The organism is Mycobacterium sp. SMC-2 (genome assembly GCF_025263485.1).
Lineage (GTDB): Bacteria > Actinomycetota > Actinomycetes > Mycobacteriales > Mycobacteriaceae > Mycobacterium.
On sequence record NZ_CP079863.1, the window covers coordinates 3,270,733 to 3,292,255 of the forward strand.

The window sequence follows — 21,523 nt, forward strand, 5'->3', positions numbered from 1 at the left end:
CAAAAGGGTTGGGCATGAGCGTCATCGCGGGTGTATTCGGAGCGTTGCCGCCGCATCGTTACAGCCAGGCCGAAATCACCGACCAACTCGTCGAATTCCCCGCATTGAAGGAGCACGAGGACATCGTCCGGCGGTTGCACGCCGCCGCCAAGGTCAACAGCCGCCACCTCGTCCTGCCGCTGGAGCGGTACCCGTCGCTGACCGACTTCGGCGAAGCCAACGAGGTTTTCATCGAGCGCGCCGTCGAACTCGGCTGCGAAGCGCTGCTGGGCGCGCTCGACGAGGCGGGCCTGCAGCCGCAGGACATCGACATGATCGCCACCACCACGGTCACCGGCGTAGCGGTGCCGTCGCTCGACGCGCGGATCGCCGGCCGGCTCGGCCTGCGCCCGGACGTGCGCCGGGTGCCGCTGTTCGGGCTGGGCTGCGCGGCCGGGGCGGCGGGGGTCGGCCGGCTGCACGACTACCTGCGCGGGGCGCAGGACGGCGTCGCGGTCCTGGTGTCGGTCGAGCTGTGCTCGCTCACCTTCCCCGCGGTCAAGCCCACCGTCTCCGGCCTGGTCGGGACCGCCATGTTCGGCGACGGGGCCGCCGCCGTGGTCGCCGTCGGGGACCGTCGCGCCGACCGAATGAGCCCCAGCGGGCCCGACGTCGTCGATTCCCGCAGCCGGTTGTACCCCGAGTCGCTGCACATCATGGCCTGGAACGTCAGCTCGACCGGGCTGCACCTGGTGATGTCCCCGGAGCTGCCTAACCTGATCGACCGCCACCTGGCCGACGACGTCAGCAGGTTCCTCGGCGCCCACGGGCTATCCAAGGACGACATCGCGGCGTGGGTGGCGCATCCCGGTGGTCCCAAAGTCATCAACGCCATCGGCAACAGCCTCGAGCTGCCCCCCGACGCCCTCGAGCTCACGTGGCGCTCGCTGGGCGAGATCGCGAACCTGTCGTCGGCGTCGGTGCTGCACATCCTGCGTGACACCATCGCCAAACCGCCGCCCGGCGGGGGCCCGGGGCTGGTGGTCGCGACCGGTCCGGGATTCAGCTCCGAGCTCGTGCTATTGCGCTGGCGCTGAGCCGACGACGTCGACGGTCAAGCCCGGCTTCGGGGACAACGCGGCAAGGTTGGCCGCCCGGATTCGCTGGGCCGGCATCCGCAGCGTGGTCCTGGCGAGCAGCCGGGCCAGCATGACGGTCATCTCGGTGGTGGCCATAGCCGCGCCGATGCAGCGGTGCAGCCCCCCGCTGAACGGAACGAATTCGTGGGGCCCGGGCTTGCGGTAGCCCGGGGAGTCCGGGTCCCAGCGTTGCGGCCGGAATTGCGTTGGGTCGGGCCATATCTCGGGGATGCGATGCGTGACATACGGGCTGAAGATGAGCAGCCTGCCCGCCGGGATGCGGTGGCCGTCGAAACAGATCTCGCGTATTACCTTGCGCGCCGAAATCACCCCGGGCGAGTACAGGCGCAGGGTTTCGTGGACGACGCCGTTGAGGTAGGTCAGCGCCGTCAGGTCGCCCGCGGCCGGCGGCCGGGCGCCGAGCACTCGTGCCACTTCGCCGGCGGCCGTGTCCCACGCGCCAGGCATGGACAGCAGCGTGTAGATCGCCCACGCCAGCGCACCGCTGGTGGTCTCGTAGCCGGCGGTGATGAGCGAAATGACGGCGTCGCGAATCTCGTTGTCGCTCAACGTATAGCCCTCGTCACCGCGACCGTTGATCAGCATCGTCAGCAGGTGGTCGTCGGACCGCGGCGCGGCGCGCGCGGCGGCGATCTGGTCGTCGACGAGGTCGTCGATGCGTTTCCGGGCGGCCACCGCCCGTCGCCAACCCGGCGCGCTGAGCCGCCGTTGCAACGCAACTGCCTGCGGGAGTTGGTGAGTCAGGTCAAGCAGGGGTTGGAGCTGTTCCCCCAGGAAGTCCGAATGGGCGGCCAGGCGCGGGCCGAACAGGCTCTCGGCGGTGCTGCGCCGCACCGCCGAACGGCACGCGCGATAGATGTCCAGCCGCTGCCCGGGCACCCAGCCGTCAATGACGGCGTCGATGTTGGACACCATGGTGGCGACGTAGTCCTGAATCTGCCGGTGGCGCAGCCCGGGCGCCACGACGCTGCGCCGGCGCCGGTGGTCGTCGCCGTCGCTGACGATCAGCGCGGTGGGGCCGTCGACGATGGCCAGGTTCTGAAATGTCAACCGCCAGCTGAACGCGTCGGCGTTTGCGAACACGAACTTGTTCGCCTCGGCGCCCAGCAGGTAGGTGTAGCCGTGCCGGCCGACGCCGGAATTGACGACCGGGCCGCGCCGCCGATACAGCGCCAGCAAGGCCTCGCCGGGCGGGTATCGCACGGGCTTCATTCCAGCGCCTCCGACAGCTCCAGCCAGCGACTCTCCGTCGCGGCGACCTCGTCTTCGAGCGCGCGCAATTCCTGGGTGAGCCGCGTGATGCCGACGTGGTCGGCTTGGTCGTGCCGGGCCAGTTCGTGGTGCTTGTCCGCGATCCGGCCAGCCAGCCGCACGAGCTGGCGGTCCACCCCGGCCAACTCCTTCTCGGCGGCGCGGCGCTGCGCCCCCGACATCCCCGTCGGCTCGACCGGCGCGACGCGGGCCGGCGCGGGCGCCGCGGTGGCTTCCCGGCGCGCCAGCCGCAGGTATTCGTCGATGCCGCCGGGCAGGTGCCGCAGCCGGCCGTCGAGAATGGCGTACTGCTGATCGGTGACCCGCTCCAGCAGGTAGCGGTCGTGCGAGACGACGATCAGGGTGCCGGCCCACGAGTCGAGCAGGTCTTCCATGGCGGTCAGCATGTCGGTGTCGACGTCGTTGGTCGGCTCGTCGAGGAGCAATACGTTCGGCTCGGACAACAGTGTGAGCATCAGCTGCAACCGCCGCCGCTGCCCGCCGGAGAGTTCGCCGATCCGGGCGGAGAGCTGGCCGCGGTCGAAGCCGAGCCGCTCGAGTAGCTGGGCCGGCGTCACCTCGCGGCCCTCGACCTGATACCCGCCCGGCAGTCGGGCGAGGACGTCGGCGATCCGGTCCGCGGTGAGCCCGGCCAGGGCGTCGCCCTGCTGGTCGAGGACGGCCAGCCGAACGGTCTTGCCGCGCTTCACCCGGCCGCTGTCCGGCGTGATGCTCCCGGCGATCAGCCCAAGCAGCGTCGACTTCCCGGCGCCGTTGGCGCCGACGATGCCGGTGCGTTCGCCCGGGGCGATCCGCCACTCGACGTCGCGCAGCACCGGGCGGCCGTCGAAGGAGACCGACACGTCGAGCAGGTCGATGACGTCCTTGCCGAGGCGGGCGGTCGCCAGCTTGGCCAACTCGACCGTGTTGCGCAGCGGCGGCACGTCGGCGATCAGCTGGTTGGCGGCCTCGATGCGGAACTTGGGCTTGGAGGTGCGGGCCGGCGCGCCCCGGCGCAGCCAGGCCAGCTCCTTGCGCATCAGGTTCTGCCGCTTCGCCTCGGCCGTGGCGGCCAGCCGGTCGCGCTCGACGCGCTGCAGCACATAGGCCGCGTAGCCGCCCTCGAACGGCTCCACGATCCCGTCGTGCACCTCCCACGTCGTGGTGGTCACCTCGTCGAGGAACCAGCGATCGTGCGTCACCAGCAGCAGCCCGCCGGTGTTGCGCGCCCAGCGTTGTTTCAGGTGCCCGGCCAGCCAGGTGATGCCCTCGATGTCGAGGTGGTTGGTGGGCTCGTCGAGCGCGATCACGTCCCACTCGCCGACCAGCAACCTGGCCAGCTGGACGCGCCGGCGCTGGCCGCCGCTGAGCGTCGATACCGCGGCCTCCCAACCGATGTCGGACACCAGGCCGGCGACCACGTCGCGCACCCGCGCGTCGCCGGCCCACTGGTGGTCGGCCGCGTCGCCCACCAGCGTCCAGCCCACCGGGCGGTCGGGATCCAGCGTGTCCGCCTGGCTCAGCGCACCGACCCGCAAGCCGCTGCGCCGGGTGACGCGGCCCGAGTCGGGCCGCGATTCGCCGGTCAGCAGCCGCAACAGGCTGGACTTGCCGTCCCCGTTGCGCCCCACGATGCCGATCCGCGCGCCGTCGTTCACGCCCAGCGTGACCGATTCGAATACCAGCTGGGTCGGATATTCGAGGCGGACGGCCTCGGCTCCCAATAGGTGCGCCACCGGCCCGACCCTACTGCGGCTATTCGAGGTTGAGCAGCGCCCGGTCCACTTCGCTCTGGGTCTCCGCCGACGCCTTGCTGGCCACCGCGTCCAGGAAGCGGCTGGCGAGGTCGCGCAGTTTCAGGTTGCTTTCCTGCGAACGCCACACCAGGATGTCGAACGCCCGCTCCGCCGAGATGCCGTAGGCGGCCATGAGCACGCCCTTCGCCTGCTCGATCCGGGCGCGGGCGTCGGCCACCGCCGACAGCACGTTGTTGATGTCGGTCTGCAGCGATTCGGTGACGTCGACGTAGAACCCGGACGTCCCCTTCACGGCGCCGCGGTCGTCGAGCATCCGGTCGCCGGCGACGACGACGCAGTGCGTGCGCCCGCCGGTGTCGATGATGCGGTGCCGGCTGCTGAACGGCTTGCCCCGGATCACGCGCTCCAGGACGGCCTCGACCCGCTCGCGGTCGTCGGGATGCTTGTGTTTGAGCAGCAGTTCCGTGGTGGGCTCCACCTGCCCGGGCTTGTACCCGTGCATGCGGGCGACCGCGTCCGACCACTCCCAGCGATGGCCGTCCAGGAAGAACCGGAAGCGGCCGACGCGCTGCGGCTCGCCGAGGCCGAGGACCAGGTCGACGGCGCTGAGGTCGTCGTCCTCGACGACGTCGGACATCAGCGCCTCGGACGCCGCCACCGAACCGTCATGGGCGGCCTCCCCGTCGCGGCGGCGAACGGCTTCCTCCTCAAAGTTCACGGACATCGTGCGCTGCCCTTCAAATCCGTAACTACGCGCTTTGCATATCAATGCCCACTTTTGTGCGGGTCCATGCACGGTTCAGGCCTTAAGGTACGGTTCCGCGTCCGCGTGCTTGAACTCGAGGCCCAGCCCGGGCCGGTGCTGGTCCGGCCGCAACGCGCCGCCGTCAGGGGGCAGGGCGCCGTCGAACAGCATGTGTTCGATGCGGTGGTGATCGTGGAAGTACTCCAGGTGCCGCAGGTTGCCGATGGCGGTCGCCACGTGCGCGTGCAGGTTGGGGGCGCAGTGCCCGGACACGTCGACGTTATTGGCGGCGGCCACCGCGGCGGCCCGCAGCCAGTCGGTGATGCCGCCGCAGCGCGTGACGTCGATTTGCAGGCAATCGACCGCCTCGGCGGCCAGCATGCGGTTGAAGTAGGCGAGGTCGTAGCCGTACTCGCCGGCGGTGACGTCCGGGGTGACCTGGTCGCGCACTTCGCGCAGCCCGGCGAGGTCGTCGGAGGACACGGGTTCTTCGAACCACGTCACGTCGTGGTCGGCCATCGCGTGGGCCACGCGGACCGCCTGCTTGCGGCGGTAGGCGCCGTTGGCGTCGACGTACAGTTCGACGTCCGGCCCGATCACTTTGCGTGACAGGGCGATTCGGTCGAGGTCGCGGCGCTCGTCGGAGCCCCCCGACTCGCCGATCTTGATCTTGACGCGCGGGATCTTCCACTCGTCCACCCAGCGTTCGAGTTGCGCGCGGGTCGTCCGCTCGTCGTAGGTGGTGAAGCCGCCGCTGCCGTAGATCGGTACGGCGTCGTGCGCCATGCCGAGCAGCCGGCATACCGGAAGGTCCAGCAGTTTGCCCTTGAGATCCCACAGCGCGGTGTCGATGGCCGAGATCGCGCACGATGCCAGCCCGGGCCGCCCGTTGTTGCGCATCGCGATGACCATCGCGCGCCAGCGCCCGGTGATGTCCAGGGCGCTGTGACCGGTGATCGTGCCGGCGAGCGGCCCGCTGATCAACGTCGCGCACGCGCCGTCGGCGTAGGTGTAGCCGATCCCGCACCGCCCGCCCGCCGCAACCTCGGCCAGCACCAGCGTGGTCGACGACCAGGACAGGGTGCCGTCGGCTTCCGGTGCGTCGGTGGGGATTTCGTAGGCCCGCGCGGTGACCCCGTCGATGGGTGGGTCGGGACTCATCGCGCCCACCGGCGCGCCGCGAGCCAGGCGGCCAGCCCCGCCGCGCCGAGCGCGCCGGTGCCGCTGGCCATCGGGTGCTGCGACGCCCACAGTTGCGGGCTCAGGTCGTGAGATTGGTCGTCGAACCCACCGTGGGCGCCGTGGTCACTGCCCGGCTCCTGATCGAGCGGGTGCCACAGGTTGTGCGGCCGCCCCGGACTGACGCGCTCCTCGGTCTGCTGCGAGTCGTATCCGGTGCGGCCCAGGTAGCGGTCCAGCAGCGGCGCGACGAACTTCTGCGCAAGCAGCGTCACCATCGTGCTGTCACCGACCCAATATTGTTTGCGTTCGGGGTGATCCGCCGCATACAGCACCCCGCGGGCGGCGACCTCGGGCTGGTAGATCGGCGGCACCGGCTGGGGATGGCGCGGCAACCGGGACAGCACCCAGGAGAACTGCGGGGTGTTGACCGCGGGCATCTGCGCCAAAGTGATCCGCACCTTCGAACGTTCGTGCAGCAACTCACAGCGCACCGATTCGGTAAAACCGTTGATCGCGTGCTTGGCGCCGCAGTAGGCCGACTGCAGCGGGATGGATCGCTGGCTGAGCGCGGAGCCGACCTGCACGATGGTGCCCCGGTCGCGCGGGCGCATCTTGGCCAGCGCCGCCATGGTGCCGTGCACGTAGCCGAGGTAGGACACCTCGGTCACGCGCTTGAATTCCTCGGCGCTGATCTCGCTGAACGGCGCGAACACGGAGGTAAAGGCCACATTGACCCAGACGTCGATGGGCCCGAACGCCGCCTCGGTCTCGTCGGCGGCGGCGGCGACGGCCGCATGGTCGGCGACGTCGGTGGGAATGGCCAGGGCCTTGCCGCCGCCGGATTCGACGTCGCGGGCCGCGCCGTCCAGGCCGGCGGACCCGCGGGCAAGCAGGGCGACGTTCGCCCCGCGCTGCCCGAACAGTTGGGCGGTGGCGCGGCCGATGCCGGCGCTCGCCCCGGTGATCACCACTGTCTGTGTCATCCCAGAGTTGCCTTTCGTGTGTTAGTGGTTAGCGGCGTCGGCGAGGGTGGCCGTGCACTCCAGCATCAGCGCGTGCGCGAACGCCTGGGGGAGGTTGCCGCGCAGCTGGCGCTGCCGGACGTCGTATTCCTCGCAGAACAATCCGGGGGGCCCGCACGCGGAGCGGTTGCGTTCGAACCAGCGCATCGCGCAATGGGTATGTCCGAGTTGGTGTTCCGCGAGCGCCATCATGAATCCGCACAGCAGGAAGGCGCCCTCGGCGTCGCCGAGGTCACGCTCGTCGTGCCGGAACCGGTAGACGAACCCGTCGTCGGCGAGTTCCCGACGGACGGCGTCCAACGTGGCCCGGGTGCGCGGGTCGTCGGCGGGCACGGCGCCGCGCACCGGGGGCAGCAACAGCGACGCGTCGACCCCGGTGAGTTGCGGGCTGCGTTGCCAATATCCCTGCGGGTGCAGGCTTTCCGAAGCGGTTTCCGCAAGGATCGCGTCCGCCAGCGAAGCGCAGGCGGCGACCTCGGGGCCGCCGCCGGACACCTTGGCGATGGCGCGCAGCCCGGCCACACAGGCCAGGCGGGACTGCGTCCAGTGCTCGTCGTCGATCTCCCAGATGCCGGCGTCCGGCTCGCGCCAACGCTTTTCGATCGCGGCGATGGCGGTCTGCGCGGCGCGCCAGCCCTCGGCGTCGAGCCGGTCGGCGGCACCCGCCTTGGCCAGCAGCTGCAGGGTCTCGCCGAAGACGTCGAGCTGGAACTGCTGGTTGACCCAGTTGCCGACCTTGTCGGTGCCCCCCGGATATCCGGGCAGGTCGAGGTCTTCTTCGCTGGGTACCGCGTCGCCGGTGACGGTGTAGGCCGGCTTGAGGCCGGGGCCGTGTTCGAGCAACCGGGCGCCGACGAATCCGACCGCGCGGTCCAGCAATTCGGTCGCCCCGACGGTCGCGGCGGCGATCCCGGCGTACACCTGGTCGCGGATCCACGCGTAACGGTAGTCGTAGTTCTGGTTGGTGTGCGCGCGTTCGGGCAGGCTCATCGTGGCGGCGGCGACCATGCCGCCGCCGCTGCTGGTCAGCCCGCGCAGCACCGCGTACGAGTGCCGCCCGTCGCGGGGCGCGACGGTGCAGTTCAGCTCGGGAGTGCTGCGGTGCCATGCGGCCTCCGTTGCGTCCCAGGCGATGCCGGGGTCCGGTGGCCGGTCGGGGAGCGCGCGTTCGGAGAGCTCCAGCACCAGGTCGTGCTGCCCGCCCTCCTCGACGGTGATCTCGCACATGAGCAGCTCGCGGCGGTCGCGCGCCAGCTTGACGGCGCGCGCGTCGCAGCCACCGCGCCAGCGCCACCGCAACCGTCCCGACTTCCCGCTCCACACCCCGTCGTCGACGCTCAGGTCGCCGGGGCCGTGCCGGCCGAATCCGGCGCTCGGCTGCAGCAGCACGCGCACGCGTGCGGTCCCGCGGCAGCCCATCAGGCGGCGCAGCAGCACCACCCGGTCGGGGTCACCCGGAAAGGCCAGCGCCTCCCGGCATTCCACGATGCCGTCGCGGGTGATCCAGCGGTTGCGCCAGATCAGGCTGCCCGGCTCGTAATAGCCGCCCCACACGTGCCGCACGTCGGTCGGCGTGACCGCATACATCCCGCCGCCTCCAATGAGATTCGAGAACACGGCGGCGGAATCCCACCGCGGCGCGCACATCCAGGTGACGTCGCCCTCGGGCCCGACCAGGGCGCCCCGCTCGCCGTCGGCGAGCAACGCGTACTCGCGCAACACCCGGGGTGAGTACGTCGCCTCGACGTCGATCGCGCGGTCAGCCACGGGCCCCGGCCCCCGATGCCCCGGCCGCGACGTCGCTGCCGATCTTTCCTTTCGCCATCCGCTCGGCGAGCCGCGAGGCCAGCGCCATGATCGTCAACGCCGGGTTCGCCGAGCCCTGCGTCGGGCACACCGAGCCGTCGGCGAGGAACAGGTTGGGCACGCCCCACACCCGGTGATCGGAGTCGACCGCCGAATTGTCGGGGCGGGTGCCCATCCGGGCGCCGCCGATCAGGTGGGCGAAGCGCTCGATGGTGAGCACGTCCTGGGCGCCGGCGGCGTGCAGGACGTCGCCGATCACCTTGGTGGAGTACGCCATGTTGGCCTTGTCGTTGTCGCACAGCGTGTAGTCGAACCGGGCCACGGGGAGGCCGTACGGGTCGGTCTCGTCGGCGAGGGTGACGCGGTTGTCCGGACGCGGCAGCAGCTCGTTGAGCACGCCGATGGTCGCCCAGTGGTTGTAGTCGCGCATGTACTCCCGTAACGCCCGGCCCCAATGCCCGTCGGCGAGCACGTGTTCGGCCCAGCCGATGGGCAGTGGCGACACGGTCTGGATGGAGAAGCCGCGGGCGAACCCGCGCGAGGGGTCGGTCTCGTAGAACTGTTCCGAGGACACCTCGGGCGGCGGGGCCTTGTACATCCGGACCTCTTCCGACCACCGGCCCGCGGATTGGGTGGCGCCCTGAACCATCACATAACGACCGACCTGGTCGTCGTTGTTGCCCAGCCCGTTCGGGAAGCGGTCGCTGGCGGAGTTCAGCAGCAGGCGCGGCGTTTCGATGGAATACCCGGCGATCGCGACGACCTTGGCCCGCTGCAGCCGCTCGGTGCCGCCGGCCTCGTCGTAGTAGACCACCCCTTTGGCCGCGCCGGTGTCGTCGAGCTCGACGCGGGCGGCCATGCAGTTGGCGCGGATCTCCACGGCGTGGGCCAGCGCGTCGGGCAGGTGGGTGACGTACGGGCTGGCCTTGGCGTTGACCTTGCAGCCCTGCAGGCAGTAGCCGCGGTAGATGCAGTGCGGGCGGTTGCCGAAGGTGCCGTTGACGATGCCGACGGGCCCGACCCGCATCTCGATGCCGAGCTGCATCGCGCCCCGCCACAGCTTGGCGGCCGCACCCGAAATGGGGTGTGGCGAGAAGGAATAACGATGGGGATAGCCCCACGGCCAGTTCTGCCCGGCCACCGGCAACTCGAGCTCGACGCGCTCGTAGTGCGGGCGGACGTCCTCGTAATCGATCGGCCAGTCCGCCCCGACCCCGTCGAGGGTGTGGGTGTGAAAGTCGCTGGGATGGAACCGCGGCGTGTAGCCCGCGTAGTGGACCATCGAGCCGCCCACCCCTCGACCGGAGTTGTTCTTGCCCAACTCGATCGGGTCGTCGCCGCCGATGATGCGCTTCTGCGTCCAGTACAGCGAGTGGGAACCCGCCTCGTCGGACACCCAGTCCTCGTCCGGGTGCCAAAACGGGCCCGCCTCGAGGATCACCACCCGCCAGCCGGCCCGCGCCAGCCGTTGCGCGAGCACCGATCCGCCGGCGCCCGCACCGACGATCACCAGGTCGACCTCGTCGTCGTCGGCGTAGCGCCGCATGGTCTTTTCCCCGGGCAGGTCGCGCGAATGCACGTCGAGCAGGAACCGCGACTCGTTGTCCTTCGGCCCGATCGCGCCCCTCAGAAGCCCGCGGAGTCGGTCGCCCATCAGATCTCACCCTTTTGCACGACTTGGACCGGGTCTTCGTCCGTGGCGCCCGGGGTTTCGAACGGTTCGCGCGCGGCCGCGTCGCCGCTGGCCCCGCCCAGGCGCATGAAGCCGCGCGGGTAGGCCGGTCCGCCGAACCCGATCTCGTTCCACGCCCACGGGTGGGAGTAGAAGCCGGACAACGTCATTCGCATGCACACCGACCACGCGCGCTTGACGTTCAGGCGCTCCCACGCTCCGCCCTCCAGGTCGCCCTGGGAAAACTGGTCGATGATCGCCTCGCGCGTGTCGGGTTCGGCGTCGGCGAATGAAGGCTTCCCGTACCGGCTGGACGCGGTCTCGTCGAGCGCCCGCAGCACCAGCCGCCAGGTGTCGCGGTCGTCTGGCATGTCGGCGTACTGGTAGCCGTCGAGCCGCCCGTCGGCGAGCTTGGAGTCGACCGACTCGGCCGCCGGCACCCGCGGCTCGCGGTCCTGCGCCAGCACGGTGTCGCAGAACGCGCGCAGGCACGGCTCCTCCTCCGCGGTGAAGAACCGCAGCGGGCCGGGTGGCTCGAGCCGGGCCAGCATCACCTTCTTGGTCGCCTCGTCCCACGTGTCGGCCGTCTCCAGGACGTCGAAATCCGGGTAGCGCCCGATCATTTGGGGCGTGACGCCGCGGCGCTGCTTGGGGAGCCAGGACGGGTGCGGGGGTTGGCGATCCTGGCGCAAGTTGGGTAGGTGGTCGGGGCGCGAGGTGTCGGCCATCGCTCAGCCCCGGAACCGTTCGCGGCGCAGGATCGAGGCCAGCAGGCCCATCCCCCCGACCATGCACATCAGCCCGGGCGCCGCGATCGGCGGACCCATCGGCACGTTGTAGGACGCGTTCTTCCACCCGCCCGGCTTGCGGGCGACCCCGCGGGCGTGCAGGTATTCACCCATCAGCCCGTTGGCGGTGTAGATGCCCGCGGTGATCGGCAGCCAGAGTTTGGCCCAGCGCCGCGAGAACACCCCGCCGATCCCGGCCACCACCACCGGAGGCGTCACCACGATCGGGCTCCACATCCATTTGTTGCCGAAACTGGCTTTGTAGTGCTCGAAATAGATCTCCGCCGTCGTGACGACGGCGGCCATGGCCGTCAGCCCGGAGAGCGAACGCTCGAAGCGACCGTGCGCGACGTCGTACAACGCCCGCTCGGCAAGGTGCCCGGCCTCGCCTGCGCGGCGTCCGCCGTTGCCTAACAACAACATTGGTTTCCCTTCCTAGCTCGTTGGTTCACCCGAGTCACCGGTATTGAATTCCTTCGCGAACTGCTTGGGTGCCTTGATGCACGGTTTGGCCATGTCTTTGGGGTGCGCAAAGGTGGCGTGCGGTGGGATCGGAGGCCGCTCGCGGAGGAACCCGCAGCTGTCTTGCCCATGCGTCACCTCATTTCTGAACCGAAACACGCTCGGACAGCCACGGCGCGAGGAAGACTCGCGATGACTGCCCAGAGAACTGGTAGGCGCCCAGCTGTGTGCTTCAACCGAGGTGGTCCCGACGGCGCGTCGTGACCGCAGCGCATCCGGTGCGTACCCGGTTTGGATCGGCGCAAACCGTGCGCGTGGGTTTGACGGATGGGCCTCCGCGCGAATCACCGCCGTTCTGATCGGCGGCCGCCACGCTCAGACGGATTTGGTGACCCCGACGTACGACAGCACCACGTCGGATTCGTCGGTCACCTGGGTCAGAGTCGCGTAGGAGCGGATGAACGACTGACCCACGCACCCGTCGATTTTGACGTGGAAGCCGGTAACGATGACCCGGGGATTCGGGCCCTTGAAGTCTTTCTTGACCACCGGTACGACGATTACGACGCCGGGCTTGAGGCCCACGGTCAGCAGGCCGTTCAGCGGCGCGGTAACCAGCGGCACGACCGCCGGCGTACCGGCCAGCAGGCCGGTGAAGCCCAGGCCGGGGCTGACACCGGCGCCGCCCCCGACGGTGACGCCGTTGGACGTGCTCATGTCGATTCCGCAGCCGATCTCGTAACCCACCTCGAGGACGCCGTGCGGGTCCTCGACCCCATCCAGCGAACCGACGAACGTTCCGCGGGCGAGGTATTCGCGCGACGAGACCGCGGTGGTCAACGGCGCTATGGGGAATTGCGACTCGTCCTTGGCTCCGACCGTCAGGGTCCAGCCTTCGGGCGTCGTGAAGGTTACGGGATCGGACGAGGGCACCCGCCCGTCGTCCGATGCCACCGAAGCAGCGGCGGTTTCAGCGTCGGGATCGGCGGCCGTCGGGGGCGCCATGACCGTTGGCATGACCACGCACAACGCAAGGATCGCAGCGCGACGGACGACCACGGCTACCGGCCACACGTGCGACACCGTATGTACCGCGCGATTCCGGGTGCGCAATTTGCCCGGGTGCCTCGCGAAGTCGTTGTGCGTTCGTAACCGTTATGGGATGACGGGTCGCGCTCGTTGATGGCGACGGGAAAGCGTTAGCGGGGCGAGTCGCGCTCACCCTGGACGCGGCCGATGCGGCAGCCCCGGACGGGTGCGGGACCCGGGTCGACGATCGACCTGCACGACCTGCAATGGCTGACCGCCGCCGAGCAAATCGCCTGGCCAGAACCACCGAGCCCGCCGGTGTGCCATGATGGCGAAGCTGTCAAGACATAGGGGAGCGGCCGTGGATCTCAACTTGTCGATCATCACGCGACCGGTCGAGCGCCTGATAGCTACGGCGCAGAACGGGCTGGAGGTCATCCGGCTGGGGGGCTTGGAAACAGGTAGCGCCCCATCGCCGTCGCAAATCGTCGAGAGCGTACCGATGTACAAGCTTCGACGGTATTTCCCGCCGGACAGCCGGCCGGACAAGCCGCCGGTAGGCCCGCCGGTGCTCATGGTGCACCCGATGATGATGTCGGCGGACATGTGGGACGTCACCCGCGAGGACGGGGCGGTGGGCATCCTGCACGCCAATGGGCTGGATCCCTGGGTCATCGACTTCGGCGAACCGGACAAGGTGGAAGGCGGCATGCGACGCACCCTGGCCGACCACATTGTCGCGCTCAGTCAGGCCATCGACACGGTCAAGGACGTCACGGGCACCGACATCCACCTGGTCGGCTATTCGCAGGGTGGCATGTGGTGCTACCAGGTTGCCGCCTACCGGCGTTCGAAAAGCCTGGCCAGCATCGTCACCTTCGGTTCGCCGGTGGATACCCTGGCCGCCTTGCCGATGGGCATCCCACCGAACTTCGCCGCGCCGGCCGCCAATTTCATGGCCGACCACGTGTTCAGCCGGCTGGACATCCCCAGTTGGATGGCGCGCACCGGCTTTCAGTTGCTCGACCCGCTCAAGACCGCCAAGGCCCGGGTTGACTTCGTGCGCCAGCTGCACGACCGGGAGGCCCTGCTCCCGCGCGAGCAGCAGCGGCGCTTCCTCGAGCGCGAAGGATGGATCGCCTGGTCGGGCCCGGCGATCTCCGAACTGCTCAAGCAATTCATCGCGCACAACCGGATGATGACGGGCGGCTTCGCCGTCAACGGCCAGATGGTCACGCTCACCGACATCACCTGCCCGGTGCTGGCCTTCGTCGGCGAGGTAGACGACATCGGGCAGCCCGCCTCGGTGCGCGGCATCCGGCGGGCGGCACCGGACGCCGAGGTCTACGAATCCACCATCCGCACAGGCCATTTCGGTCTGGTCGTGGGATCGAAAGCGGCGCAACAGAGTTGGCCGACCGTCGCCGCGTGGGTGAAATGGCTGTCCACCGGCGGCGACAAGCCGGACGGCGTCGACCTGATGGCCGACCAGCCCGCCGAGCACACCGACAGCGGTGTCGCGCTGAGCTCCCGGATCACCCACGGCCTCGGCGAGGTCTCCGAGGCGGCGCTGGGCATGGTGCGCGGCGCGGCCAACACGGTGGTCGCGGCCAACAAGTCGATGCGCACCCTGGCCGTGGAAACGGCCCGCACCCTGCCGCGGCTGGTCCGGCTGGGACAGATCAACGACCACACCCGCATCTCGCTGGGCCGCATCATCGATGAGCAGGCCCACGACGCCCCCCAGGGCGAATTCCTCCTGTTCGACGGGCGCGTGCATACCTACGAGGCCGTCAACCGGCGCATCAACAACGTCGTCCGCGGCCTGATCGAGGTCGGGGTGCGGCAGGGCGACCGGGTAGGCGTCCTGATGGAGACGCGGCCCAGCGCGCTGGTGGCCATCGCCGCGCTGTCCCGGCTGGGCGCGACCGCGGTCGTGATGAGACCGGATTCCGACTTGGCCGCGTCGGTCCGGCTCGGGGGAGTGACCGAGCTGCTGACCGACCCCACCAACCTCGAGACGGTGCTGGCGTCCGACCGCCAAGGGCTGCGGCAGGTGCTGGTGCTCGGCGGCGGCGAGTCGCGGGATCTGCACCTGCCCGACGACAGCGACGTCATCGACATGGAGCGCATCGACCCGGACGCCGTCGAGCTGCCCGGGTGGTACCGGCCCAACCCAGGATTGGCCCGGGACTTGGCGTTCATCGCGTTCAGCGCCGTCGGTGGCGAGCTGGTGGCCAAGCAGATCACCAACTACCGCTGGGCGGTGTCGGCCTTCGGGACCGCTTCGACGGCCGCCCTGGGCCGCCAGGACACCGTGTACTGCCTGACCCCGCTGCACCACGAGTCCGCGCTGCTGGTGAGCCTGGGCGGCGCGGTGGTCGGCGGCACCCGCATCGCGCTGTCCCGCGGGCTGGACCGCGACCGGTTCGTCCAGGAGGTGCGGCAGTACGGGGTCACGGTGGTGTCGTACACCTGGGCCATGCTCCGTGAGATCGTCGACGATCCCGCGTTCGTGCTGCACGGCAATCACCCGGTGCGGTTGTTCATCGGTTCCGGCATGCCGACCGGGCTGTGGGAGCGGGTCGTCGACGCGTTCGCGCCCGCCCACGTCGTCGAGTTCTTCGCCACCACCGACGGACAAGCGGTGCTGGCCAACGTGTCTGGCGCCAAGATCGGCAGCAAGGGTCGGCCGCTGCCCGGTGCGGGGCGCATCGAGCTGGCCGCCTACGACGCCGAGCAGGACCTCATCCTGGAGAATGACCGCGGTTTCGTCCAGGTCGCCGAGCCGAAACAGGTGGGGGTGCTGCTCGCCGCGTCCAACGGCCCGATCGATCCGACGGCGTCGGTCAAACGGGGAGTTTTCGCAGCCGGCGACACCTGGATCTCGACCGAGTACCTGTTCTACCGCGACGACGACGGCGACTACTGGCTGGCGGGTAGGCGTGGCTCGATGGTCCACACCGCGCGGGGCCCGGTGTTCGACGAGCCGGTCACCAACGCGCTCGGCTGCATCAACGGTGTCGATCTGGCGGTGACCTACAACGTGCCGGTGGGCGACCGGGAGCTCGCGGTCTCGGCGGTCACGCTGCTTCCCGGGGCAAGCATCACCGCCGCCGACCTGACCGACGCGGTCGCCAAGATCCCGATCGGCGTCGGCCCCGACATCGTCCACGTATGTCCGGAGATGAGCTTGAGCGCCACCTACCGTCCGACCGTGAGCGCCCTGCGCGCGGCGGGAATTCCCAAGTCGGGCCGCCAGGCGTGGTACTTCGACGCCGAAGCGAATTTCTTCCGGAAGCTGACCCCCAGCGTGCGATCCGAACTGCGGGGGCGCACCGATGGTTGACGATTCGCTACTGAGCATCCTGGTGTGCCCGGCCGATCGAGGCCCGTTGCTGCTCGTGGACGACGAGCTGTTGTACAACCCGCGGTTGCGGCGCGCCTACCGCATCGAAGACGGCATCCCGGTGCTGCTCGTCGACGAGGCACGCGACGTCGACGAGGACGAGCACGCCCGGCTCATGGCACGAGGCCGTCCGGCAGGTCCCCGGTGAGGTAGCGCTGCAGGTTCGGCGCGATGGTCTGCGCCACCTGCGCGGCCGGCAGCGACGTGAACGGCTCCAGTTGCAGGATGTAGCGCGCCATCACCACGCCCACCAGTTGCGACGCCACGAACTGGATGCGGATCAGGCCGCTGCCCGGCGGATCGTCGACACGCGGGCCCACCTCCACGGCGATCAGGTCCTGGATGAACGTGCGAAACAAGTTGATCTCCGACCCGGCCAGGACCGAGCGCAGCGTGGCGATGAGCCCCGTGCCCAGCTCGGAGTCCCACAGCGGCAACAACATCGACGGGATCGTGTAACCCATTTCCTCGATCGGCACGTCGCGCAACGGGCCGATGATGTCCATCGGGTCGATCGGGATGTGGACGGCGGCGGCGAACAGTTTCTCCTTGGTGCCGAAGTAGTGGTGCACCAGCGCCGAATCGACGCCCGCCGCCGCCGCCACCGCGCGGATAGACGTGTTGCGAATGCCATTGCGCGCAAAGAGTTCTCGAGCGCTTGTCAGGATGCGCTCGCGGGTGTCGGAGGGGCCCGACGGCCGCCCCGGCCGCCGGCGCCCGGCGTTGACGGCCGTCACTAGGGCGTCCGCCGCCGCAGGGTCGCCGCCGCCAGGCACAGCGCCGCGAGCGCGAAGCCCAACACGACCACGACGTCCCGCACCGCGATGTAGGTCAGCCCCGGATGGGCATCGACCTGCTGCAGGGCCTCCAGGGCGTAGCTGGCCGGCATGACATTGCTGATCCACTGCAGCCAGTGCGGCATCAACGCTCGGGGAACGATGATGCCGGCCAGCAGCAGCTGCGGCGTGATCACCAGCGGGATGAACTGCACCGCCTGAAACTCGGTGCGGGCGAACGCGCTAAACAGCAGGCCCAACCCGACGCCCAGTAGGGCGTTGACGATCGCGATCACAAATACCCATGCCGGGCTGCCCGCGGTGTCGAAGCCGAGCAACCAAAACGACACGACGCACGCCAACGTGGCCTGCGCGGTCGCGGCGATCGAGAAGGCGGTCCCGTAGGCGAGAAGCAGGTCGAGCCGGCGCAGCGGTGTGGTGAGGATGCGCTCCAGGGTTCCCGAGGCCCGTTCGCGCTGCATGGTGATCGAGGTGATGATGAACATCACGAAAAACGGAAAGAGGCCCAAGAGAATCAGGCAGGCGTTGTTGAACGGGGACGGCGTGCCCGGACGGTGCGGGGCATTTTGGAACATGAAATACATCAGCGTGATCACCAGGATCGGCACCATCAGGATGAGAGCGATGCTGCGGTGGTCGGCGGCCAGCTGGCGCAGGATTCTGGTCGTGGTGGCCGCGTAGCTCTGCGGGCTCAGCCGGCTGCGGGCATGGTGGTGGTGCGTCGGATGATGGAGAGGAACGCTTCCTCCAGTGACGTGCATCCCGTTTCCTTCCTAAGCTGACCTGGCGTGGTGTGCGCCAGCAGGTGGCCTTCGCGCATCAGCAGCAGATCGCCGCAGCGTTCGGCCTCGTCCATCACGTGGCTGGATACCAGCAGCGTGATACCGCTCCGCGCCAGCGCCACGAACTGCTCCCACAGCTCCACGCGCAGCACGGGGTCCAGACCGATGGTCGGCTCGTCGAGCACCAGCAGGTCGGGGCGTCCGACGAGTGCGCAGGCCAGCGAGACCCGGGCGCGCTGCCCGCCGGACAGGTTGGCGCAGCGGGTGGTGCGGTAATCGGTCAGGTCGACCGATGCGATCACCTCGTCCGCGGCCGAACCGTCGGCCCCGCAGAGTTGGCCGAAATAGCGGATGTTGTCGATCACCCGCAGGTCGTTGTAGATCGTCGGATCCTGCGGCATGTAGCCGACCCGCCGCCGCAGCTGACGTGACCCGGCCGGGTGGCCGAGCACCCTCACCGAGCCCCCGGCGACGATCTGCGTCCCGACGATGCAGCGCATCAACGTGGTCTTGCCGGACCCGGAGGGGCCCAGCAGCCCGGTGATGGTGCCGCGGGCGATCCGAACGGAAAGATCTTGCACCGCAGGCAGTTTGCCGCGTACCACGCGGAGATGCTCGATGGTTACGGCCGGCTCGGCGCCGTCCCGCAATAATTCATCACTCGATGAACTCATCATACGATGAATAATCGTCCGCCGATGCGGGCAATGTCAAGGCCGCTCAGCTCTCGGGCGATCCGGGACGACGCTGCGGGAGGTGCCCGTGCACGCCCTCGGCATAGGCCGTCTCGGCATGCTGCGTGAGGTCGACGCCGGTGGTCTCGTCTTCCGCGCTGACCCGGAAGCCCACCACCCGGTCGATCACCTTCGCGAGCACGAAGGACACCGTGAACGCATACAGCGCGACCACGACGATCGCGAGCGTCTGCTTGCCCAGTTGGGCGAATCCGCCCCCGTACAACAGGCCCCGCGGGCCTGACGTCATGACCGCCGTGGCGAGCAACCCGATCAACGCCACACCGACGACGCCGCCGACGAAGTGCACGCCGACTACGTCGAGCGAATCGTCGTAGTTGAACCGGAACTTGGCGCTGACCGCGAACGAGCACACGATGCCGGCCGCGAGGCCGACGGCCGCCGCGCCGAGCGTGTTGACGGTTCCGCACGATGGGGTGATGGCGACCAGGCCGGCCACCACGCCGGACGCCGCCCCGAACGTCGTGGGCCTGCCGTCACGGATCTGCTCGACCGCCAGCCAGCCGAGCATGCCCAGGCAGCCGGCGACGAGCGTGTTGAGGAAGATGGCCGCCGCGATTCCGTTGGCGGCCAGGGCGGAACCGGCGTTGAACCCGAACCAGCCGAACCACAGCAGCCCGACCCCGAGCAACACGAGCGGCAGGTTGTGCGGCCGCATGGCGTCCTTCTTGAAACCGATGCGGGGCCCGAGCACCAGCGCCAGGGCCAGGGCCGAGGAGCCGGACACGATCTCCACGACCAGGCCGCCCGCGTAGTCCAGCACGCCCAGCTTGGCCAGCCAGCCGCCCGGGCCCCAGACCCAGTGCGCGACAACCGAATACACCACGATGGTCCACGCCGGCACGAACGCCATCCAGGCGGCGAACTTGGCGCGGTCGGCGATCGCGCCGCTGACCAGGGCGGCCGTGATGATCGCGAACGTGACCTGGAAGGTGGCGTACAGCAGTTCGGGAACCGCGCCGTGGGCGGTGTCCGGGGTGATGCCCAGCATCCCGATATGCCGCAGGTTGCCGAGGAACCCGCCCACCCCGTCCTCGGAGAACGCGATGGTGTAGCCGAGCAACAGCCACGCCACCGTGACCAGCGGTATGGAGATGAAGCTCATCATGATCATGTTGAGCACCCCGGTGGTGCGGACCATGCCGCCGTAGAAGATCGCCAGGCCGGGGGTCATCAGCAGGACGAGGGCGGTGCTGGCCAGCAGCCACGCGGTGGCGGCGGGGTCGATCGGATGCATGACGTGCGCTCCTTCACTGCTCCCAAGACACCGGGATCCTGTCACGTCGCTGACGCCGGTAGGTTCGCTGGGTGGCTGTCGATCAATTGCTGGTGGACCCCGTCGGGGCCGCCCATCGACTGCTGGGCGCCACCCTCACCGGGCGGGGCGTCAGCGCCATCGTCGTCGAAGTGGAGGCCTACGGCGGGGTTCCCGACGGTCCCTGGCCGGACGCGGCGGCCCACTCCTACCGCGGCATCAGCGGGCGCAACGCGGTGATGTTCGGGCCTCCCGGCCGCCTCTACACGTATCGCAGCCACGGGATCCACGTCTGCGCCAACGTCTCCTGCGGGCCGGACGGGACGGCCGCGGCCGTCTTGCTGCGGGCCGCCGCCCTCGAGGATGGCACCGACGTCGCGCGCGCCCGGCGTGGCGAGCTGGTCCGCGCGGTTGCGCTCGCGCGGGGCCCGGGCAACCTGTGCTCGGCCCTGGGAATCACCATGGACGACAACGGGATTGACCTTTTCGACCCCGCCGGCCCGATAGCCCTGGAACTCAACGAGCCGCTGACGCCTGTGGCCGGTCCCCGCGTCGGCGTCAGCCAGGCCGCCGACCGGCCGTGGCGATTCTGGTTACCGGGCCGGCCCGAAGTCTCGGCCTACCGGCGAAGCCCGCGGGCGCCCGCTCCGGGGGCCAGTGACTAGTCCGAATCCGTGTCGAATGTCGACTTGTTGGGCGAAACGGCTCGAAAATCACGCAACAAGTCGACGCTCGACGCCGGCGGGGCGCACGCGGAAGGCGGGGTCCAGGCGACGCGCGAGGAAGATGAACGTCACGGCCAACAGGGGCGCCACGCCGCTGTATAACGCGGCCGGCATGGCCATTTCGGCGCTGTTCAGCAGCTGCGGGCTCAGCGCGACGCCCATCGCCACCACGGCGTTGTGCATGCCGACCTCCAGGCTGACCGCCACCGCTTGGCGGGGGGCCAGCCGCATCAACCGCGGCGCCAGGTAGCCCACCGTCAGGCTCACGGCGCAGAACGCCACCACGGCCGCGCTCAGCATGCCGAGGTTGTGCCATAGCGTCGTTCGTCCCCGGCCGACGGCCGCGAGCACGGCCACCACCAGCAGCACCAACGCGACTACCCGGACCGGCCTCTGCAATCGGAGGGCCAGCTCGGGAAACCGGTGCCGAAACGCCACCCCGATCGCGATGGGGACGAGAACTAGGCCGAATACCGTGAAGAACTTGTCCACCTGTAGCGGTAGAAACCGCCCTTGCCCGAGGAACCAGGTCATGGACACCGCCAGGATCGCCGGCAGGGCGATGATCGACAGCACCGCGTTGATGGCGGTCAGCGTGAGGTTCAGTGCCAGGTCGCCGTTGAACAGGTGGCTGAGGATGCTCGACATCGTGCCGCCAGGAGTGGCGGCCATCAGCATGAGCCCGACGGCCAGGTGTGGTTCGAGGCGGAAGGCCTCCGCGATCGCCAGGCACAGGGCCGGCAGCAGCAGCGACTGACAGAGCAGTGCAACCACCAAGGGTTTGCGCAGCGTGGCCGCCCGCCTGAAGTCGTCGACCGTGAGCGTCAGCCCGAGGGCCAGCATCACCACCACGACGACCAGCGGCCAGTATCGGTTGTCCATAACGCTCCAAGTCGCTTACCGGGAAGGTGATGGCGCCAGCTTGCCTTATCCGGCAGCGCGTGAGC

Annotated in this window: 19 protein-coding genes; 4 read left to right on the forward strand and 15 right to left on the reverse strand. The window is 69.4% G+C overall.

What is annotated here, in order from left to right; all coding sequences use genetic code 11:
* The first annotated feature begins 14 nt into the window (after nt 1-14).
* Nucleotides 15-1,076, forward strand: coding sequence for a type III polyketide synthase (locus tag KXD96_RS15340; protein WP_260736947.1), 1,062 nt, complete (start codon nt 15-17; stop codon nt 1,074-1,076).
* Here the strand turns inward: KXD96_RS15340 and KXD96_RS15345 are convergent.
* From KXD96_RS15345 to KXD96_RS15390, 10 genes are all read right to left on the reverse strand, one after another.
* The gene (locus tag KXD96_RS15345) at nt 1,059-2,342 is read right to left on the reverse strand and encodes a cytochrome P450 (RefSeq protein WP_260745400.1); all 1,284 of its coding nucleotides are present in this window, start codon (nt 2,340-2,342) and stop codon (nt 1,059-1,061) included. The two genes, KXD96_RS15340 and KXD96_RS15345, sit on opposite strands and share 18 nt — an antisense overlap.
* A gap of 5 nt (nt 2,343-2,347) precedes the next feature.
* Nucleotides 2,348-4,126, reverse strand: coding sequence for an ABC-F family ATP-binding cassette domain-containing protein (locus KXD96_RS15350; protein WP_260736950.1), 1,779 nt, complete (start codon nt 4,124-4,126; stop codon nt 2,348-2,350).
* A gap of 19 nt (nt 4,127-4,145) precedes the next feature.
* The gene (locus KXD96_RS15355) at nt 4,146-4,871 is read right to left on the reverse strand and encodes a PAS and ANTAR domain-containing protein (RefSeq protein WP_260736952.1); all 726 of its coding nucleotides are present in this window, start codon (nt 4,869-4,871) and stop codon (nt 4,146-4,148) included.
* Between the two features lie 75 nt (nt 4,872-4,946).
* Nucleotides 4,947-6,053 carry an enolase C-terminal domain-like protein gene (locus KXD96_RS15360; RefSeq protein WP_260736955.1) on the reverse strand — a complete coding sequence of 369 codons (1,107 nt, stop codon included), beginning with the start codon at nt 6,051-6,053 and terminating at the stop codon, nt 4,947-4,949.
* On the reverse strand, nt 6,050-7,057 hold the full coding sequence (locus KXD96_RS15365) for an SDR family oxidoreductase (protein ID WP_260736956.1): 1,008 nt from the start codon (nt 7,055-7,057) through the stop codon (nt 6,050-6,052). Before KXD96_RS15365 ends, KXD96_RS15360 begins: the two co-directional genes overlap by 4 nt.
* Nucleotides 7,058-7,078: 21 nt before the next feature.
* Nucleotides 7,079-8,863 carry a glycoside hydrolase family 15 protein gene (locus KXD96_RS15370; RefSeq protein ID WP_260736958.1) on the reverse strand — a complete coding sequence of 595 codons (1,785 nt, stop codon included), beginning with the start codon at nt 8,861-8,863 and terminating at the stop codon, nt 7,079-7,081.
* Entirely contained in the window at nt 8,856-10,556 is a 1,701-nt protein-coding gene (locus KXD96_RS15375; protein WP_260736959.1) for a GMC family oxidoreductase, read from the reverse strand. The genes KXD96_RS15370 and KXD96_RS15375 overlap by 8 nt, the downstream gene beginning before the upstream one ends.
* On the reverse strand, nt 10,556-11,302 hold the full coding sequence (locus tag KXD96_RS15380) for a gluconate 2-dehydrogenase subunit 3 family protein (RefSeq protein ID WP_260736960.1): 747 nt from the start codon (nt 11,300-11,302) through the stop codon (nt 10,556-10,558). Before KXD96_RS15380 ends, KXD96_RS15375 begins: the two co-directional genes overlap by 1 nt.
* Nucleotides 11,303-11,305: 3 nt before the next feature.
* Nucleotides 11,306-11,785, reverse strand: coding sequence for a hypothetical protein (locus tag KXD96_RS15385; protein ID WP_260736961.1), 480 nt, complete (start codon nt 11,783-11,785; stop codon nt 11,306-11,308).
* A gap of 414 nt (nt 11,786-12,199) precedes the next feature.
* Complete coding sequence (locus KXD96_RS15390; RefSeq protein ID WP_260745401.1) at nt 12,200-12,883, reverse strand: MspA family porin; 684 nt, start codon at nt 12,881-12,883, stop codon at nt 12,200-12,202.
* A 331-nt stretch (nt 12,884-13,214) separates the two neighbouring features.
* On the opposite strand from KXD96_RS15390, the gene KXD96_RS15395 reads away from it, so the two are divergent.
* Nucleotides 13,215-16,202, forward strand: a complete 2,988-nt coding sequence (locus tag KXD96_RS15395) for an acyl-CoA synthetase (RefSeq protein ID WP_260736962.1) — start codon at nt 13,215-13,217, stop codon at nt 16,200-16,202.
* Nucleotides 16,195-16,410, forward strand: a complete 216-nt coding sequence (locus KXD96_RS15400; protein ID WP_260736963.1) for a Trm112 family protein — start codon at nt 16,195-16,197, stop codon at nt 16,408-16,410. Before KXD96_RS15395 ends, KXD96_RS15400 begins: the two co-directional genes overlap by 8 nt.
* Here the strand turns inward: KXD96_RS15400 and KXD96_RS15405 are convergent.
* Genes KXD96_RS15405 through KXD96_RS15420 form a run of 4 tightly spaced genes read right to left on the reverse strand, consistent with a single transcriptional unit; the run spans nt 16,376 to nt 19,833 of the window.
* Nucleotides 16,376-16,999 (reverse strand): TetR/AcrR family transcriptional regulator, encoded by a 624-nt coding sequence (locus tag KXD96_RS15405; RefSeq protein ID WP_260736964.1) that lies wholly within the window; start codon nt 16,997-16,999, stop codon nt 16,376-16,378. The genes KXD96_RS15400 and KXD96_RS15405 overlap by 35 nt on opposite strands.
* The gene (locus KXD96_RS15410; RefSeq protein ID WP_260736965.1) at nt 16,999-17,820 is read right to left on the reverse strand and encodes an ABC transporter permease; all 822 of its coding nucleotides are present in this window, start codon (nt 17,818-17,820) and stop codon (nt 16,999-17,001) included. The genes KXD96_RS15405 and KXD96_RS15410 overlap by 1 nt, the downstream gene beginning before the upstream one ends.
* On the reverse strand, nt 17,751-18,518 hold the full coding sequence (locus KXD96_RS15415) for an ABC transporter ATP-binding protein (RefSeq protein ID WP_260736967.1): 768 nt from the start codon (nt 18,516-18,518) through the stop codon (nt 17,751-17,753). The genes KXD96_RS15410 and KXD96_RS15415 overlap by 70 nt, the downstream gene beginning before the upstream one ends.
* 43 nt (nt 18,519-18,561) lie before the next feature.
* Nucleotides 18,562-19,833, reverse strand: a complete 1,272-nt coding sequence (locus tag KXD96_RS15420) for an ammonium transporter (RefSeq protein ID WP_260736968.1) — start codon at nt 19,831-19,833, stop codon at nt 18,562-18,564.
* A gap of 71 nt (nt 19,834-19,904) precedes the next feature.
* On the opposite strand from KXD96_RS15420, the gene KXD96_RS15425 reads away from it, so the two are divergent.
* Nucleotides 19,905-20,516 (forward strand): DNA-3-methyladenine glycosylase, encoded by a 612-nt coding sequence (locus KXD96_RS15425; RefSeq protein WP_260736969.1) that lies wholly within the window; start codon nt 19,905-19,907, stop codon nt 20,514-20,516.
* Nucleotides 20,517-20,564: 48 nt separating this feature from the next.
* Here KXD96_RS15425 and KXD96_RS15430 read toward each other — a convergent pair whose 3' ends face one another.
* Entirely contained in the window at nt 20,565-21,458 is an 894-nt protein-coding gene (locus tag KXD96_RS15430; protein WP_260736970.1) for a bile acid:sodium symporter family protein, read from the reverse strand.
* Between the last annotated feature and the right edge of the window lie 65 nt (nt 21,459-21,523).

Excerpts from the sequence above, each read along its gene's own strand:
- KXD96_RS15365 (WP_260736956.1), bottom strand. The coding sequence starts at position 7,057 with ATGACACAGACAGTGGTGATCACCGGGGCGAGCGCCGGCATCGGCCGC.
- KXD96_RS15380 (WP_260736960.1), bottom strand. The coding sequence starts at position 11,302 with ATGGCCGACACCTCGCGCCCCGACCACCTACCCAACTTGCGCCAGGAT.
- KXD96_RS15340 (WP_260736947.1), top strand. The coding sequence starts at position 15 with ATGAGCGTCATCGCGGGTGTATTCGGAGCGTTGCCGCCGCATCGTTAC.
- KXD96_RS15400 (WP_260736963.1), top strand. The coding sequence starts at position 16,195 with ATGGTTGACGATTCGCTACTGAGCATCCTGGTGTGCCCGGCCGATCGA.
- KXD96_RS15385 (WP_260736961.1), bottom strand. The coding sequence starts at position 11,785 with ATGTTGTTGTTAGGCAACGGCGGACGCCGCGCAGGCGAGGCCGGGCAC.
- KXD96_RS15420 (WP_260736968.1), bottom strand. The coding sequence starts at position 19,833 with ATGCATCCGATCGACCCCGCCGCCACCGCGTGGCTGCTGGCCAGCACC.
- KXD96_RS15415 (WP_260736967.1), bottom strand. The coding sequence starts at position 18,518 with ATGATGAGTTCATCGAGTGATGAATTATTGCGGGACGGCGCCGAGCCG.
- KXD96_RS15360 (WP_260736955.1), bottom strand. The coding sequence starts at position 6,053 with ATGAGTCCCGACCCACCCATCGACGGGGTCACCGCGCGGGCCTACGAA.
- KXD96_RS15375 (WP_260736959.1), bottom strand. The coding sequence starts at position 10,556 with ATGGGCGACCGACTCCGCGGGCTTCTGAGGGGCGCGATCGGGCCGAAG.
- KXD96_RS15355 (WP_260736952.1), bottom strand. The coding sequence starts at position 4,871 with ATGTCCGTGAACTTTGAGGAGGAAGCCGTTCGCCGCCGCGACGGGGAG.
- KXD96_RS15430 (WP_260736970.1), bottom strand. The coding sequence starts at position 21,458 with ATGGACAACCGATACTGGCCGCTGGTCGTCGTGGTGGTGATGCTGGCC.
- KXD96_RS15410 (WP_260736965.1), bottom strand. The coding sequence starts at position 17,820 with ATGCACGTCACTGGAGGAAGCGTTCCTCTCCATCATCCGACGCACCAC.